This is a genomic window from Enterobacter cloacae complex sp. P16RS2 (genome assembly GCF_014982155.1).
In the GTDB taxonomy this organism is placed as follows: domain Bacteria; phylum Pseudomonadota; class Gammaproteobacteria; order Enterobacterales; family Enterobacteriaceae; genus Enterobacter; species Enterobacter cloacae_M.
Genome location: NZ_JADCKW010000035.1, coordinates 1 through 15,935, shown reverse-complemented (window position 1 = coordinate 15,935; position 15,935 = coordinate 1). Strand labels below are relative to the sequence as shown.

Below are 15,935 nucleotides of genomic sequence, written 5' to 3'. Positions count from 1 at the left end.
TCTTTCTCAATCTCCTTAACAGCCAAAACGAGGTTTATGATGAGTGAACGTATCGCATTAGTGACGGGTGGTAGCCGTGGTCTGGGCAAAAACGCTGCGTTAAAGCTGGCGGCAGACGGCACGGGAATTGTCCTGACATACAACCGTAGCCAGCAGGAAGCGCTGGATGTTGTGCATGAAATTCAGCAAAAAGGCGTCAACGCAGCGGCATTACAGCTCAACGTCGGTGATATCACGAGTTTTGATCATTTTGCCCGACAGCTTCAGGAAACCCTTAAGACCGTCTGGCAGCGCGAAACCTTTGACTATTTATTGAACAATGCCGGAACGGGTTTATACGCGCCCTATGCCGACACGACGGAGGCTCAGTTTGATGAAGCGCTGAACATTCATTTCAAAGGACCTTTCTTCCTGACCCAGCGCCTGCTGCCGCTGCTTAACGACGGGGGGCGTATCCTCAACGTCTCCAGCGGGCTGGCCCGTTTTACCCAGCCGGGCTCAGGGACCTACGCGGCCATGAAGGGGGCGATGGAAGTGCTGACGCGTTATCAGGCGAAAGAGCTGGGCGCGCGCGGAATTTCCGTCAATATTATTGCGCCGGGCGCGATAGAAACTGACTTTGGCGGCGGACGCGTGCGCGACAACGCGGAGCTGAATCAGCTTCTGGCCTCGCAGACGGCGCTGGGACGGGTGGGGCTGCCGGACGATATTGGCGATGCCGTTGCGGCACTGCTCAGCGATAAGCTGGGCTGGATGAATGCGCAACGTATTGAAGTATCAGGCGGTATGTTCCTGTGATGCGCGGGCTTAAGGGGAAGGAGCCCCTTAAGGAAACCCTTAGTATGGATGCGTCTGCATACTGACAGTGATAAAGAACGCAGGCAGCCATAGCCGACAACCCCTTTTCATCACGATATTTCTCCAGAGAAAGACCCGGATGTTTTTTTATTAACGCAATGGCGGCAGAAAATATTTTCAGCGAATGACGTTTGATATTCGTTTCCTCTTAATAGTGACATTAAAGAGGAAACGACGTCCGGGAAATATCTGCTAAAAAGCGGTTGGTCAGGAATTATTATTCAGGTATTCCTGCTGTAATAAACCAAATAGCCAGTCATTTTGCCAGCGCCCCGCAAGGTAATAGCTCTCGCGTAATTCACCTTCCAGACGAAAGTGGTTTTTTTCCAGCAGGCGTCTTGACGCGACATTTCCCGCGGTGACGGTGGCGGTGAGTCGCCGTATACCGCCCTGATGAAAAGCGTAATCGCAAAGTGCTTTCAGGGATTCAAAGCCGTAACCTTTCCCCTGCGCCTCGGGTGCGAAAAGGAAGCCCACTTCTGCGCAGTCCTCCTCCCGATGAATATATCCGGTAACGCCCAGCGGGGCCTGTGAGGCGGTGTCACGCACGACGAGACAAAGCCAGTGAGCGCTGCCCGGTGCCCATGGGGTCAGGCGCGAATCAAACGCCTCGCGGATCGCCGCGACGGGACGGTCTTCCGACACAAAGCGCATCACGTCCGGGTGCTGCTGTAGCGCCAGAAAAAAGGGCCAGTCTTGTTCCTGCAGGGGCGAACAGGTCAGGCGAGAGGTAATTAAAACCGGCATTCAGATTCTCCTGAAACATTTTAAATCATTTTAGGGTTGTCACTTTATTTCAACAGAAAGTCAGGTATGGTTAACCGCGTATAAATAAAAAGAATAAAGGGCGTTTCGTGCCCATTCCGGATGTCTTCGTTGTCGCTTAAGGAAAACAATGACTCTCAGCACATCACATCATATTCGCGAACAGTTCGAACACTGTCTGGCGGTCATTCGCCATGCGTCGGTGGAAATTTTGCTTCTTCTGAATGTACATGCTTCTGAGGGAAAAGATCCACGCTGGTTTCTGGAACAACTCGACAGCGCGCGATTAGCTCTGGGCGGCTGGGGAGCCGTTGCGAAAAAACTCAACCTCAATGATGCCGAGATGTCGGAATTTACGCTCCAGCTGCGCCTGCTGCAGCAGCGCGTTCCGCAGTATGAAAGCGGACAGGATGTGAGTGAAAACCAGCTTATTGCGGCGATGCGGTTTGTGACCGCTCTGGAACATCTTCGGCTGCAGCAGCCGCTATTGACCTACAGCACTGACCTGGCACCGGGAAGCGAACTCCAGCAGCAGCAGGCGCACAAGCAGGTACGCGCGATTGAGCTGATGATCAAAGGGCTCATCCAGCAGGCCTGGCCCGATCAGGTACGGCTGAACAACCATCTTAAGACCCTGTTTAACGCTGACCGCGTGCGGCGCTGGCTGAAGCTTGGCGAGATCAATGATGTCCTCAGCGGCATGATGTTCAGTGAACTGGCGCAGATGCTGGTGGATAAAAAAGAGTTCAGCCGCTATTACGCTTCGCTGTTCAGCGACCCGTCCATGCTGACGCTGCTGGTTGAACCGCGCAAAACGCTGCAAACCTTCCTCGATGACATTCGGCAAATCCGCAACAGCATTACCGTTCAGAAAACGCTAAGCTCGGCGCAAATCCAGCTGCTGGATAACTACTATGCGCAGATCGCGCGGCCCGTTCAGCGCGCGTTTGAAGAGGGGAGAACGCGCGTCAATCCGGCCGGATTCATGGCGGTAGATGCCAGCGAATTGCATACCTTCTGGGAAAAGGCGCAGAAAATGGATCGGGTCACCGGTGGGGATCTGTTTGAAGTCCGTGACACCATTGAAAAGCCGACCCAGCGCGCGCCGCGTACCCCCGAACAACGCGAGCAGCTCATTTCCGGTGCGCTATGGGGGGCGGTTGGCGTCATGGTGATTGCTATCGTGGCGGGGGGCTTCTGGCTGGTGACCAGCAGCAAACCGCAGCCTGCAACCGCCAGCGCGGCTGAAGCGGCTTCTCCGCAGGAAATGCGCGAGACGCCTTCTTCGCGCGAAACGCTCACGCGCATGGGGGTCACCTGGGACGAGAATAATTTCCGCTCGGCCATTAACCGCAACGATACCCGCGTGACCCTGCTGTTTTTGCAGGGCGGCATGGACTGGAAGCTCTCCTGGACCGAAGAGGCGATGTCGGCAGGCTATGACGATGTGCTGGAGCTGATGTTACGCTACCGGCAGAACATGGTGGAAGAGAAGCCGTGCCGTCGCTTCATCAACACTCTCAGCCACGCCATGTCGAACGGCGAGTCTCTGACCTCGGTACGTAAAGAGTATCTCAAAGCTTTCTGCACCGTGCCTGCCGTGGTGAAACGCCAGCAGCACGATCTCGACATGGCCACACGCCGCGCGCAGTCGCAGCCGGATGCCACCACGAAAAAATGGCAGTCCATTCAGACTGCCATTTATGAGGTGATTCGCTGATCTCTTCTCCCTCTCCCTGTGGGAGAGGGCTGGGGTGAGGGCACCAGACCGCACCCCGCTTAAGGCTCCCCATACAACCCAATCAGCCGCCGCACCACGCCGTTCGTCCAGCCGAAACCGTCCTGCAGCGGATACTCACCCCCGCCGCCTTCGCGCGGCGTGCTGCTGGCGATGTGATACTTCTCAATCAGCTTGTGATGCGTCTTATAAAAATGGTTCACCGTATGCAGCCAGCTCCAGGCGATCTCATCGCCCAGCGAGTCGTTGCCGTACTGCTTGAACCCCTGAATCGCCATCCACTGCAGCGGCGCCCAGCCGTTGGGTTTATCCCACTGCTCGCCGGTTTCGTACTCGGTCGCCAGAATTCCGCCCGGGGTCAGCAGCCGCGATTTGACAGCATCAGACAAACGTTCTGCCTGCTCGTGCGTCGCCATTCCAACATACAGCGGCACAATGCTGGCGGCAGAAAACAGCGCCAGCTCTTCGCGTCGCCAGTCGTAATCGCGGTAGCAGCCGCTCTCCTCGTCCCACAGATAGCGGTTCACCGCCGCGCGGCGATCGTTGGCTTTCTGGCGAAACGCCTCTGCCGTCTCTTTATCCCCTTTCGACGCCGAGATGTTGGCGATAGCGCTTTCCAGCTTGAACAGGAAGGCGTTCAGATCGATGGGGATAAACTGCGTCGTGCGGATGCTGGCGAGCCGCGACGGATCGCGCAGCCAGCGGGACGAGTAATCCCAGCCGGACGCCGCCCCCGCGCGCAGGTCGCGATACACCTCATTGGGCGGACGACCCGAGTGGCGGGCAGTTTCCACGTCCTCAATCCACGATTCGTCGCGCGGGGTATCACGGTCGTCCCAGTAGCGGTTGAGCAGTGAACCGTCCGGCATGCGCACGGCGCTGCGGTAAGCCTGGTTAAGCAGCAGCGACTCCGCGCCGTCCATCCAGAAGGCGTACTCCATTTTGAGGTGATCCAGATAGCGTTTTGCACCGCGCACGCCATCCTCCTCGAACAGCTCCACCATCAGGGCAAAGACCGGCGGCTGCGAGCGGCTGAGATAATAGGTGCGGTTGCCGTTGGGGATATGCCCGTAGCGTTCAATCAGCCAGGCGAAGTTGTCCGCCATACATTTGAGCAGATCGTTACGGCCGCTCTCCGCCAGCCCCAGCATGGAGAAATAGGAATCCCAGTAGTAGGTCTCGCTGAATCGCCCGCCGGGGACGATATAGGCCTGCGGCAGGGCCAGCAGGGAAGACCAGGGAATATGATCCTGCGGCTCGCGCGTCAGCACCGGCCACAGGTTATCAATGTGCTCTTTCAGGGAGAATCCCGGGTCGGAGACATATTCTGTGCCGTACGTTTCCGGCATCCAGAAGTGGTTCTCCACAAACTGGCGCAGGTCGAAATCCCGGTGGCGTCTGACCTTGCGGTAGCGGATCAGGATATCCAGCGGATCCATCTTCGGCGCGCAGTCGGGGAAGGTTTTACTGTCCGCAAACAGCCGCGTCGACTGCACATGCTCGAACAGTTCAAGATAGCGGTCTGCGGGCGTCAACGCATCGGAGGCGGGTAGCCCCTCGATCATTTCGGGTTCCGGCTCCGCCTCAATCATTTCATCCAGTTTCAACTCGCAGGGATCGGTCTCGTAGCGCAGCTCTTCTGCAATCTCGAACTCGATGTTCTCGGTAGCCTGTAGTTTCTGGTTGAACATGGTGATAGGGACCTCCGGTTGTGTGTTCAAAAGACAGGTTTATCCGGGCGTCTTATAAGCGTAGACATTCGCTTCGGTAGATGGGGAGGGAAATGTGCGGTAGATCACTATTTTCGGAGCATTCGTTTTGCAACGATTTATGAATGTTAAAAAAATGCCCCTCAGGAGAGGGGCATCAGGATTAACGCATGGTCACAAACTCTTCCGCGGCCGTCGGGTGGATGGCCACCGTGTTGTCGAAGTCTTTCTTGGTTGCGCCCATCTTCAGCGCCACGGCGAAGCCCTGCAGGATCTCGTCCATGCCGAAGCCGATGCCGTGGATGCCGACAATCTTCTCTTCCGGACCTACGCAGACCAGCTTCATGCGGCACGGCTGACGGTGAGAGGTGACGGCGGTGTACATCGCGGTAAACGCCGATTTATACACTTTCACCTGGTCGTCGCCGTACTGCTCGCGCGCCTGCGGCTCGGTTAAGCCGACGGTGCCGATTGGCGGGTGGCTGAAGACCACGGTCGGGATGTTGCTGTAGTCCAGATGCTCGTCCGGCTTGTTGTTGAAAAGGCGCTCGGAGAGACGACGACCCGCCGCAACGGCGACCGGCGTCAGCTCAACCGCTCCGGTATTATCGCCGACCGCATAAATGCCCGGTACGCTGGTGTTCTGGAATTTATCGACGACGATATAGCCTTTTTCGTCGGTTTTCACGCCAGTTACGCCCAGGTTGAAGTTATCGTTCGCAGGTTCACGGCCAATCGCCCAGATCAGGCAATCGACGGTCTGGCTGCGGCCATCTTCCAGCTCAAGCGTCAGGCTGCCGTCCGCGTTTTTCACGACCGCTTTTGGCACGGCGTTGGTGTGCAGGGTCGGGCCTTCGGTGTTCATCACTTCAACCAGCGTATCGACAATCAGCGGGTCAAAGCTGCGCAGCGGCGCGTGTTTACGTACGAACAGGTGCGCTTCTGCGCCCAGGCCGTTAATCACGCCGGCCAGTTCCACCGCAATGTAACCCGCGCCAACAACGGCAACGCGTTTTGGCAGGGCAGGCAGCTCGAAGAAACCGTCGGAGTCGATGCCGTATTCCACGCCCGGGATGTTCGGGTGGCTCGGACGGCCGCCGGTGGCGATCAGAATGTGATCGGCGGTGATCGTCTCGCCGTTCACTTCGATCGTTTTCGCGTCCACAAAGCGGGCGAAACCGTGGATGACATCGACGTTATTTTTACCCAGCACGTTGTCGTACGAGGTGTGAATACGGTCGATGTAGGCGGTACGGCTGGCGATCAGTTTGTCCCAGTCGAAGCGGTTGATGGTGGTGTCAAAGCCGTAGTCCGGGCCATACATATGGATAGCTTCACGGATCTGCGCCGCATGCCACATCACTTTCTTCGGTACACAGCCCACGTTCACGCAGGTGCCGCCCAGCGCTTTGGCTTCAATCAGCGCGCACTTCTGGCCGTACATGGCCGCACGGTTGATGGAGGCGATGCCGCCGCTGCCGCCGCCGATGGCGATGTAGTCATAATGCTTAGTCATAGCTTTTGTCCTTAATCGTGAATTGCCGCGATTGTATACCTGAAATCAATAGTTTCCACCGATGGCTGCGATTACTCCGGCACGATCCAACTGACGGTGGCGTGGCCTGTACCCGCTGGCACCAGCGTTTTATGCAGCCACGGCAGCACGTTATTCATCTGCGCTTCAAGCTTCCACGGCGGGTTGATCACAATCATGCCGGAGGCGGTCATGCCGCGCTGATCGCTGTCAGGGCGTACCGCCAGCTCGATCTGCAGGATCTTGCGGATGCCGGTCGCTTCCAGGTCTTTGATCATGCGTTTGATTTGCGCGCGCAGCACCACCGGGTACCACAGGGCATAGGTGCCGGTAGCAAAGCGTTTGTAACCTTCGTGGATGCCGGTCACCACCGCCTGATAGTCGGTTTTGATTTCGTACGGCGGGTCGATCAGCACCAGGCCGCGACGGGAAACCGGCGGCAGCCTGGCTTTCAGCTGCTGGTAGCCGTCGGATTTTTCCACGCGGGCGCGACTGTCTTTCTGGAATTCAGAACGCAGCAGCGGAAAATCGCTCGGGTGCAGCTCGGTCAGCTGGAGGCTGTCCTGCTCGCGCAACAGCTGGCGCGCAATCAGCGGTGAGCCAGGGTAGTAGCGCAGCTGGCCGTTGCGGTTGAAGTGATTCACCACGCCGATGTACGGCTCCAGCTCGGCAGGCAGGTCGTCCTGCTGCCAGATGCGGGCAATTCCTTCCAGATATTCACCGGTACGCTCGGCATGCTCGCCGCTCAGCTGATAACGGCCCGCGCCCGCGTGCGTGTCCAGATAGAGAAACGGCTTCTCTTTCTCTTTGAGCGATTCGATGATCAGGCTCTGTACGGTGTGTTTAAGGACGTCGGCGTGGTTGCCTGCGTGGAAGCTGTGGCGATAACTGAGCATGGATGAATGTGTTCCAGGTAGTAAACGTAGGCCCGATAAGCGTAGCGCCATCGGGCAAAAATAGAGCGTATCGCCACAGTATACAGAAAAGTTTCCACTGCCGCGAAAGCGCAACGTCCGGCATTGAAATCCTCTACACTTAACCCCATTCTAGATCCCATATGCACAGCGCCGGATGCGCGCTTCATTCACCTATTTCAACAGGACAGCGTTTATGACCAATCCATTACTGACGCCTTTTTCGTTGCCGCCGTTTTCTAAAATCCTCCCTGAGCATGTGGTTCCAGCCGTTACGCAATCGCTGGACAACTGCCGCGCGGCGGTAGAAAGCGTGGTAGCGCAGGGCGCGCCGTACACCTGGGAAAATCTGTGTCAGCCGCTGGCCGAAGTGGACGACGTGCTGGGGCGTATCTTCTCCCCGGTGAGCCACCTGAACTCGGTAAAAAACAGCCCGGAACTGCGCGAAGCCTACGAACAGACGCTGCCGCTGCTCTCTGAGTACAGCACCTGGGTCGGGCAGCACGAAGGGCTGTACAAAGCCTACCGCGACCTGCGCGATGGCGACCACTATGCCGAATTGAGCACGGCGCAGAAAAAATCGGTCGATAACGCCCTGCGTGATTTTGAGCTGTCCGGGATTGGCCTGCCAAAAGAGAAGCAGACCCGCTACGGCGAAATCGCCGCGCGTCTGTCCGAGCTGGGCAACCAGTACAGCAACAACGTGCTCGACGCCACCATGGGCTGGACGAAGCTGATTACCGACGAAGCGGAACTGGCCGGTATGCCGGAAAGCGCGCTGGCGGCGGCAAAAGCCCAGGCTGAAGCGAAAGAGCAGGAAGGCTTCCTGTTGACGCTGGATATCCCGAGCTATCTGCCGGTGATGACCTACTGCGACAACCAGGCCCTGCGCGAAGAGATGTACCGCGCGTACAGCACCCGCGCCTCCGATCAGGGGCCGAATGCCGGTAAGTGGGACAACAGCCCGGTAATGGCGGAAATCCTCGCCCTGCGTCACGAGCTGGCGCAGCTGCTGGGCTTCGAAAACTACGCCGATAAATCTCTCGCCACCAAAATGGCAGAAAATCCGCAGCAGGTACTCGACTTCCTGACCGATCTGGCGAAACGCGCCCGTCCGCAGGGTGAGAAAGAGCTGGCCCAGCTGCGCGCCTTCGCAAAAGCGGAGTTCGGCGTGGACGAACTGCAGCCGTGGGATATCGCGTACTACAGCGAAAAACAGAAGCAGCACCTCTACAGCATCAGCGACGAGCAGCTGCGCCCGTACTTCCCGGAAAACAAAGCCGTCAACGGCCTGTTCGAAGTGGTAAAACGCATCTATGGCATCACCGCCAAAGAGCGTACCGATATCGACGTCTGGCACCCGGACGTGCGTTTCTTCGAGCTGTATGACGAGAAAAACGAACTGCGCGGCAGCTTCTACCTCGATCTCTACGCGCGTGAGAACAAGCGCGGCGGGGCATGGATGGACGACTGCGTGGGCCAGATGCGTAAAGCCGACGGTTCTCTGCAGAAGCCGGTCGCCTACCTGACCTGTAACTTCAACCGTCCGGTAAGCGGCAAACCGGCGCTATTCACCCACGACGAAGTGATCACTCTTTTCCACGAGTTCGGTCACGGTCTGCACCACATGCTGACCCGCATCGAAACCGCAGGCGTGGCCGGTATCAGCGGCGTGCCGTGGGATGCGGTCGAGCTGCCAAGCCAGTTTATGGAAAACTGGTGCTGGGAGCCGGACGCGCTGGCGTTTATTTCCGGTCACTATGAGACCGGCGAACCGCTGCCGAAAGAGCTGCTGGATAAAATGCTGGCGGCGAAAAACTACCAGGCGGCGATGTTCATTCTGCGCCAGCTGGAGTTCGGCCTGTTCGATTTCCGCCTGCACGCCGAGTTTAGCCCGGAGCAGGGTGCGAAAATCCTTGAAACCCTGGCCGAGATTAAAAAGCAGGTTGCCGTTATTCCAGGGCCAACCTGGGGCCGCTTCCCGCACGCGTTCAGCCACATCTTCGCCGGCGGCTACGCGGCGGGCTACTACAGCTACCTGTGGGCCGACGTGCTGGCGGCAGATGCCTTCTCCCGCTTCGAAGAAGAGGGGATCTTCAACCGCGAAACCGGCCAGTCGTTCCTCGATAACATTCTGACCCGAGGCGGGTCTGAAGAGCCAATGGTGCTGTTCAAACGCTTCCGCGGACGCGAGCCGCAGCTGGATGCGATGCTTGAGCATTACGGGATCAAAGGCTGATTGTTACGTGAAGATCTGCTTAGTAGATGAAACAGGCGCCGGAGACGGCGCCTTATCCGTTCTGGCGGCCCGCTGGGGGCTGGAGCACGATGAAGAAAACCTGATGGCGCTGGTGATGACGCCGGAACATCTCGAATTACGCAAGCGCGACGAACCGAAGCTCGGCGGGATTTTTGTCGACTTTGTCGGCGGCGCGATGGCGCACCGGCGCAAGTTCGGCGGCGGTCGCGGCGAAGCGGTGGCCAAAGCGGTCGGCATCAAAGGGAGCTACCTCCCGGACGTGGTCGATGCCACGGCGGGACTGGGGCGTGATGCCTTTGTGCTGGCGTCTGTCGGCTGTCGCGTACGGATGCTGGAGCGTAACCCGGTGGTCGCTGCGCTGCTCGACGACGGGCTGGCGCGAGGCTATGCGGACCCGGAAATCGGTACCTGGCTGCAGGATCGTTTGCAGCTGATCCACGCCTCCAGCCTGACGGCATTGACGGATATCACCCCGCGCCCGCAGGTGGTCTATCTCGACCCTATGTTCCCGCATAAGCAGAAAAGCGCGCTGGTGAAGAAAGAGATGCGGGTGTTTCAGTCGCTGGTGGGGCCGGATTTGGATGCCGATGGCCTGCTGGAGCCGGCTCGTCAGCTTGCCACGAAGCGGGTGGTGGTAAAGCGCCCGGACTATGCGCCGCCGCTGGCGGACGTTGCGACCGCTAACGCGGTGACCACCAAAGGGCACCGGTTTGATATTTATCCGGGTACGCCGGAATAAAAAAGCCGGGCGGCGGCTTCGCCTTACCCGGCCTGCGTCCTCGATCTATTCCCTCTCCCTTTGGGAGAGGGTTAGGGTGAGGGGAGTTTAACGCACTTACTCGTCTTCTTCGTCACGCAGTGGAACAATCAGCATATCCACGTGAACGGTGTTAATCAGCTGGCGCGCTGAAGACATCAGCTTGCTCCAGAAGTCCTGATGGTGACCGCAAACCACCAGGTCCATATCGTATTTCTTGATCGCATCAACCAGCACCTGGCCCAGATCGCCGCTGCCGCTCAGGGTTTCGGTAATTGGATAGCCCGCGTTGGTGGAGAGTTCGCTCAGGGCATGGTGAGTCTCTTCGGAAATGCGTTTCTGCATATCGCCAAGATTCACGTCGATCAGACCGGTGTAGAGGTCGGAGTAATTCACGTCAACGTGAATCAGCGAAACTTTCGCGTTGTAGGGACGTGCCATGGATACCGCTTTATCAACCAGCACTTTGCTCTCAGGGGAGAGGTCTACCGCGATGAGAATGTGTTTGTAAGCCATAGTGTTACTCCTTCCTTAAGTTATCGATGACTAAGTGAGAATGCCGTCGTCTGATACTTTCATTACGGCCCAGTTAAACATATTTTTCAAGCTTTGGTGTTGATAACGATTAACCTTGTGGCAAAAAAATTAACGGATCTCCTACACTATTAAATGAGCCGTTCGGATATTAAAACGCGAACCGGATCGACTTCTGGTCATTCTTTCACTGAACTGTCTGTCAGGGCATTGGGGTGCGGTAGCTCAGAAGCCTTGCTTCGTGGGCGGACGCCGGGGAGGATGTATGATTAGCACCGTCGCATTGTTTTGGGCGTTATGCGTGGTTTGCATAGTGAATATGGCGCGCTACTTCTCATCGTTACGTGCGCTGTTAGTGGTACTTCGTGGTTGCGATCCGTTGCTTTATCAGTATGTGGACGGTGGAGGGTTCTTCACCTCGCATGGACAGCCCAGCAAGCAGATGCGTCTGGTGGGATACATCTACTACCAGCGCTACCGCGATCATCACGATGAAGAGTTTATTCGTCGCTGCGAGCGCCTGCGTCGTCAGTTCATTTTGACCAGCGCCCTGTGCGGGCTGGTCGTGGTCAGTATGATTGCATTGATGATTTGGCACTGAGCATAAAAAAAGCGGGTCAGTTTCCTGACCCGCTTTTTTGTCGCCTTCAACCGATTAAATCAGCTTCAGCGAAATCCAGTACAAACCGCCAGACAGCAGGATGGACGCCGGAAGGGTGAACACCCAGGCCATCAGAATGTTTGTCACGGTTTTGCGCTGCAGACCGCCGCCGTCAACAATCATGGTACCTGCCACGGACGAGGAGAGTACGTGGGTGGTGGATACTGGCATACCGGTGTAGCTCGCCAGACCGATAGAAACCGCCGCCGTCATCTGCGCGGACATACCCTGCGCATAGGTCATGCCTTTCTTACCGATCTTCTCTCCGATGGTGGTCGCAACACGACGCCAGCCAATCATCGTACCAATACCGAGTGCCAGCGCGACGGCCATGATGATCCAGATTGGCGCGTACTCAATGGTGTTGAGCATATCGCTTTTCAGTTTCTTCAGCAGACGTTTGTCGTCACCATTCACCTCTGGCAGCTTCGCGACTTTATCGGTCACGTCAGAGATGCAGAGCATGATACGACGCAGTTGACCACGCTGTTCAACGGCCAGTTTGTCGTAGCTTTCGATGTCGCCCAGCATGCCCTTGGCGCGTTCCAGCGCGTTAATCGCGTTTGCCGGATGGCAGTGGAACTCGCCAGGCGCGGTGGTTGCACCGGCTTCCGGAGAAGGGATCAACTGATCAACGCCGGTCGCTTTTTTCAGCAGGTCAGGATGCTGCTGGAAATAGGTTTCAACGTTGTTGACCGCATCGCGGGTACGGGTGATTTCGTAACCGGAGGCATTCATGTTCACCACGAAGCCTGCCGGTGCGACGCCGATCAGAACCAGCATCACCAGACCAATGCCTTTCTGCCCGTCGTTCGCGCCGTGTGAGAAGGCCACGCCGATAGCAGAAATGATCAGGGCGATACGCGTCCAGAACGGCGGCTTTTTCTTGCCGTCTTTCTTCTCACGCTCTGCTGGCGTCAGGTGGATACGCGCACGTTTTTTCGTGTTGCTCCAGTAGCGACGCAGGATGAAAATCAAGCCACCTGCAACGACCAGACCCACGATAGGGGAGATGATCAGGGAGCCGAAAATGCCCAATACTTTAGGCAGGTTCAGCGCATCAACAACCGATGTCCCGGTCATCAGGGCGTTGGTTAACCCGATGCCGATAATCGCGCCGATGAGCGTGTGAGAACTGGATGCAGGCAGGCCAAAATACCAGGTACCGAGGTTCCAGATAATTGCAGCAAGCAGCATTGAGAACACCATAGCGAGGCCATGGCCAGAACTAACGTTAAGCAGCAGATCCGTTGGCAGCATATGCACGATGGCATACGCAACGCTCAGCCCGCCCAGGAGAACACCAAAAAAGTTAAATACCGCCGCCATAACAACCGCAAGCTGCGATCGCATTGCGCGAGTGTAGATAACTGTCGCTACTGCGTTTGCAGTGTCGTGGAAGCCGTTGATCGCTTCGTAAAACAGTACAAAAACCAGAGCAAGCAATAATAAAAGCCCGGTATGTAAATCCAGGCCGGCAAACAAATGTAGCATAGGACGTTACGCCATTTTGAGGACATGAACGCGGCGCATTATCCAGGACAAATGCGCGGCGGGCAAAGTGAAATATAGACTTTTTTTGACATACCACCTGATTTGAGAAATGCCTCATAAAGGATATTCTTTAAATTTCAATGGAATGCCTTTGTAATATCTTTTTACGCTGGTGTGACCACAGAGGAAACTTTACAATCCGCGGCAGTTAACAAAGAGGGTTTTGACGTGGAAAGGTTTGATGCCGTGGTAATTGGCGCCGGTGCGGCGGGTATGTTTTGTGCGGCAATGGCCGGACAGGCGGGTCGTCGCGTGCTGCTGCTGGATAACGGTAAAAAGCCCGGCCGTAAGATCCTGATGTCCGGCGGCGGGCGCTGCAACTTTACTAATCTGTATGTTGAACCCGCGGCCTATTTGAGCCAAAACCGTCATTTTTGTAAATCTGCGCTGGCGCGCTACACACAATGGGATTTTATCGATCTCGTGGGCAAGCACGGCATCGCGTGGCATGAGAAGACGCTGGGACAGCTGTTCTGCGACGACTCCGCGCAGCAGATTGTCGATATGCTGGTGGCCGAGTGCGAGAAGGGCGGCGTCGTCATGCGCCTGCGCACGGAAGTGCTGGAGGTCACCCGCGACGACCAGGGCTATACGCTGCAGCTGAACGGTGAAACCGTCAGCGCTGACAGCCTGGTGATCGCCAGCGGCGGTCTGTCGATGCCGGGGCTGGGCGCCTCCCCGTTCGGCTATAAGATTGCCGAACAGTTTGGCCTTAAAGTCTTGCCCACTCGCGCCGGGCTGGTGCCGTTTACGCTGCATAAACCGCTTCTGGAACAGCTGCAGACGCTGTCCGGCGTGTCTGTTCCCTCGGTCATTACCGCCGAAGACGGCACGGTGTTCCGCGAAAATCTGCTCTTTACCCATCGCGGCCTCTCCGGCCCGGCGGTACTGCAAATCTCCAGCTACTGGCAGCCGGGGGAGTTTGTCACGGTGAATCTGCTTCCGGAGTGCGATCTGGATGCTTTTCTTAACGAGCAGCGTACCGCGCACCCGAATCAAAGCCTGAAAAACACCCTGGCGATGCAACTGCCAAAACGTCTGGTGGAATGTTTGCAGGCGCTGGGGCAGATCCCGGATGTGTCGCTTAAGCAGCTTAACAGCCGCGAGCAGGAAACGCTGGTCGAGACCCTGACAAACTGGCGCGTTCAGCCAAACGGCACCGAAGGCTACCGCACGGCAGAGGTCACGCTGGGTGGCGTCGATACGAATGAGCTCTCGTCCCGCACCATGGAAGCGCGCAACGTGCCGGGGCTCTATTTTATTGGCGAAGTGATGGATGTGACCGGCTGGCTCGGCGGGTACAACTTCCAGTGGGCATGGGCAAGTGCCTGGGCGTGTGCTCAGGCGCTGGCAGATGTCCGAAGACAATAAAGTTGTACACAAAGCACTAAAGTTGTAACCATTCTCAAAAAACGACGCTAATGTTTTATACTTACTCTATGTGTGGTTATAGGGTTGGAGACTATAAAATGCACATATAGGTACGTATCAATGACGTTTTGTGGGTACGATCATGGCTAGGGGCAGGCGTCTAAAATCCTATCTGGATTATGAAAATGCGCTAGGTGACGGCATAGGGTTGGGCTACGGACAAAGTTATCAACCCTGGCTTAGAGCCCAGGACGTTAGATCCCATGGAAACCGTTCGATAGTCTTTGGCCTCAAGACGTTTCGGAACCACCATTTCTTTTCTTCTGTCGAAAGTAACTTTTTCTACCTGGCTGAGTTTAATGACTCGGTGATCGATATCCGCGAACAATTCCCACTCATACCCCTACTGCTGACCCAACAGATAGCCAATCACTTACATGTGCAGCATCCGCTTGTTAGGGGAGTCAGAGGTGTACCAGCCGATGTCCTGAATGTTATGACAACTGATTTCTTGCTGACCTTGAGAACTCCTGAAGGCGGACTTCGATACAAAGCTATAGCAGTAAAACAAAACGAGTGCATACCTAAACGCGAAGCCCAAAAGCTTGAAATAGAGAGAATGTTTTGGCAGTTGATTGATGTTGAGTTTCAAATTTATGTTGGCTCGGAACTCAATAACGTCGTCGGTAAAAATATTTGTTGGGCTACTTCTGTATTAAGAGATGGCTCTGAATTTTATGATAAATATCCTCTTGGTAAAATCCTATGGAAGCTTAAACCAGATGTTTATCCCATAGTGGGACTACGCGCAATGATTTCATCAATCATTGGGGTAGATGCACAAGAAGCGATGATGTTATTGCAGGCAATGATTGGATTAAAGATGATAAATGTTGATTTATCATATCCAATACTCGAAACCGGACTGATAAAGATAATTTCCAATGGCCACTATATAGGACTGAACGCAAATGGATATTATTAGAAATTCAGTCTGGCTCTCTCAAGGCACTGATTTGCTTGCAGAGGGGCTTTATCGTGTTTTGGATTTTGACAGAAAGGTCGATTTGTTAATTTTATTTAAAATAAAATCAGAAAGAACTGGTAAGCCAATTCCTTTCTCATTTTCACTGTTTAAATATTATATTGAATCAAATAGCATAACTTGTAAAGATTATATCTACCCTTCATATATGTTAGTAGATGAGAAAGAAATAACAGATGAAGACAGGGTAAGGCGAGATGAAAATTACAATATCATTAAAGATCTTGTAGATGAC

General features: G+C 55.6%; 13 protein-coding genes and 2 pseudogenes. 8 read left to right on the top strand and 7 right to left on the bottom strand.

Annotation, left to right across the window (positions count from 1 at the left end; translation table 11 throughout):
- Positions 1-39 precede the first annotated feature (39 nt).
- Positions 40-798, top strand: coding sequence for an SDR family NAD(P)-dependent oxidoreductase (locus INF68_RS20035; RefSeq protein ID WP_085841549.1), 759 nt, complete (start codon positions 40-42; stop codon positions 796-798).
- A 97-nt stretch (positions 799-895) separates the two neighbouring features.
- Here INF68_RS20035 and INF68_RS23530 read toward each other — a convergent pair.
- Both INF68_RS23530 and INF68_RS20030 read right to left on the bottom strand, forming a co-directional pair.
- Positions 896-994, bottom strand: a pseudogene (locus INF68_RS23530) (lysozyme); the annotation flags it as partial.
- 71 nt (positions 995-1,065) lie between these two features.
- Positions 1,066-1,605 carry a GNAT family N-acetyltransferase gene (locus INF68_RS20030; protein WP_126786759.1) on the bottom strand — a complete coding sequence of 180 codons (540 nt, stop codon included), beginning with the start codon at positions 1,603-1,605 and terminating at the stop codon, positions 1,066-1,068.
- A 148-nt stretch (positions 1,606-1,753) separates the two neighbouring features.
- Here INF68_RS20030 and INF68_RS20025 point away from each other — a divergent pair, with 148 nt between their 5' ends.
- Positions 1,754-3,343 (top strand): STY4199 family HEPN domain-containing protein, encoded by a 1,590-nt coding sequence (locus INF68_RS20025; protein WP_023309577.1) that lies wholly within the window; start codon positions 1,754-1,756, stop codon positions 3,341-3,343.
- 59 nt (positions 3,344-3,402) lie between these two features.
- Here the strand turns inward: INF68_RS20025 and INF68_RS20020 are convergent, their stop codons facing one another.
- The 3 genes from INF68_RS20020 to INF68_RS20010 all read right to left on the bottom strand — a co-directional run bounded on the left by INF68_RS20020 (position 3,403) and on the right by INF68_RS20010 (position 7,500).
- Positions 3,403-5,052 (bottom strand): alpha,alpha-trehalase, encoded by a 1,650-nt coding sequence (locus INF68_RS20020; RefSeq protein WP_126786760.1) that lies wholly within the window; start codon positions 5,050-5,052, stop codon positions 3,403-3,405.
- A gap of 181 nt (positions 5,053-5,233) precedes the next feature.
- On the bottom strand, positions 5,234-6,586 hold the full coding sequence (gene gorA / locus INF68_RS20015; protein ID WP_033146863.1) for a glutathione-disulfide reductase: 1,353 nt from the start codon (positions 6,584-6,586) through the stop codon (positions 5,234-5,236).
- Between the two features lie 71 nt (positions 6,587-6,657).
- The gene (locus INF68_RS20010) at positions 6,658-7,500 is read right to left on the bottom strand and encodes a 23S rRNA (adenine(2030)-N(6))-methyltransferase RlmJ (protein ID WP_109846188.1); all 843 of its coding nucleotides are present in this window, start codon (positions 7,498-7,500) and stop codon (positions 6,658-6,660) included.
- Between the two features lie 214 nt (positions 7,501-7,714).
- On the opposite strand from INF68_RS20010, the gene prlC reads away from it, so the two are divergent.
- Both prlC and rsmJ read left to right on the top strand, forming a co-directional pair.
- Positions 7,715-9,757 (top strand): oligopeptidase A, encoded by a 2,043-nt coding sequence (gene prlC, locus INF68_RS20005; protein ID WP_047652936.1) that lies wholly within the window; start codon positions 7,715-7,717, stop codon positions 9,755-9,757.
- A gap of 7 nt (positions 9,758-9,764) precedes the next feature.
- Positions 9,765-10,517, top strand: a complete 753-nt coding sequence (rsmJ, locus tag INF68_RS20000) for a 16S rRNA (guanine(1516)-N(2))-methyltransferase RsmJ (protein WP_109846186.1) — start codon at positions 9,765-9,767, stop codon at positions 10,515-10,517.
- A gap of 96 nt (positions 10,518-10,613) precedes the next feature.
- Here the strand turns inward: rsmJ and uspA are convergent, their stop codons facing one another.
- Complete coding sequence (gene uspA / locus INF68_RS19995) at positions 10,614-11,051, bottom strand: universal stress protein UspA (RefSeq protein WP_003861223.1); 438 nt, start codon at positions 11,049-11,051, stop codon at positions 10,614-10,616.
- Between the two features lie 283 nt (positions 11,052-11,334).
- Here uspA and uspB point away from each other — a divergent pair, with 283 nt between their 5' ends.
- Positions 11,335-11,670 (top strand): universal stress protein UspB, encoded by a 336-nt coding sequence (gene uspB / locus INF68_RS19990; RefSeq protein WP_003861224.1) that lies wholly within the window; start codon positions 11,335-11,337, stop codon positions 11,668-11,670.
- A 54-nt stretch (positions 11,671-11,724) separates the two neighbouring features.
- Here uspB and pitA read toward each other — a convergent pair whose 3' ends face one another.
- Entirely contained in the window at positions 11,725-13,224 is a 1,500-nt protein-coding gene (pitA, locus tag INF68_RS19985; protein ID WP_023309552.1) for an inorganic phosphate transporter PitA, read from the bottom strand.
- Between the two features lie 228 nt (positions 13,225-13,452).
- Here pitA and INF68_RS19980 point away from each other — a divergent pair, with 228 nt between their 5' ends.
- The 3 genes and pseudogenes from INF68_RS19980 to INF68_RS19970 all read left to right on the top strand — a co-directional run.
- A complete protein-coding gene (locus INF68_RS19980; protein ID WP_126786761.1) occupies positions 13,453-14,655 on the top strand; it encodes an NAD(P)/FAD-dependent oxidoreductase in 1,203 nt (400 codons plus the stop codon).
- A 142-nt stretch (positions 14,656-14,797) separates the two neighbouring features.
- Positions 14,798-15,640 (top strand): TnsA endonuclease N-terminal domain-containing protein, encoded by an 843-nt coding sequence (locus tag INF68_RS19975; protein WP_071922810.1) that lies wholly within the window; start codon positions 14,798-14,800, stop codon positions 15,638-15,640.
- Positions 15,627-15,935: pseudogene (locus INF68_RS19970) on the top strand (integrase core domain protein); the annotation flags it as partial. The gene INF68_RS19975 and the pseudogene INF68_RS19970, both read left to right, overlap by 14 nt.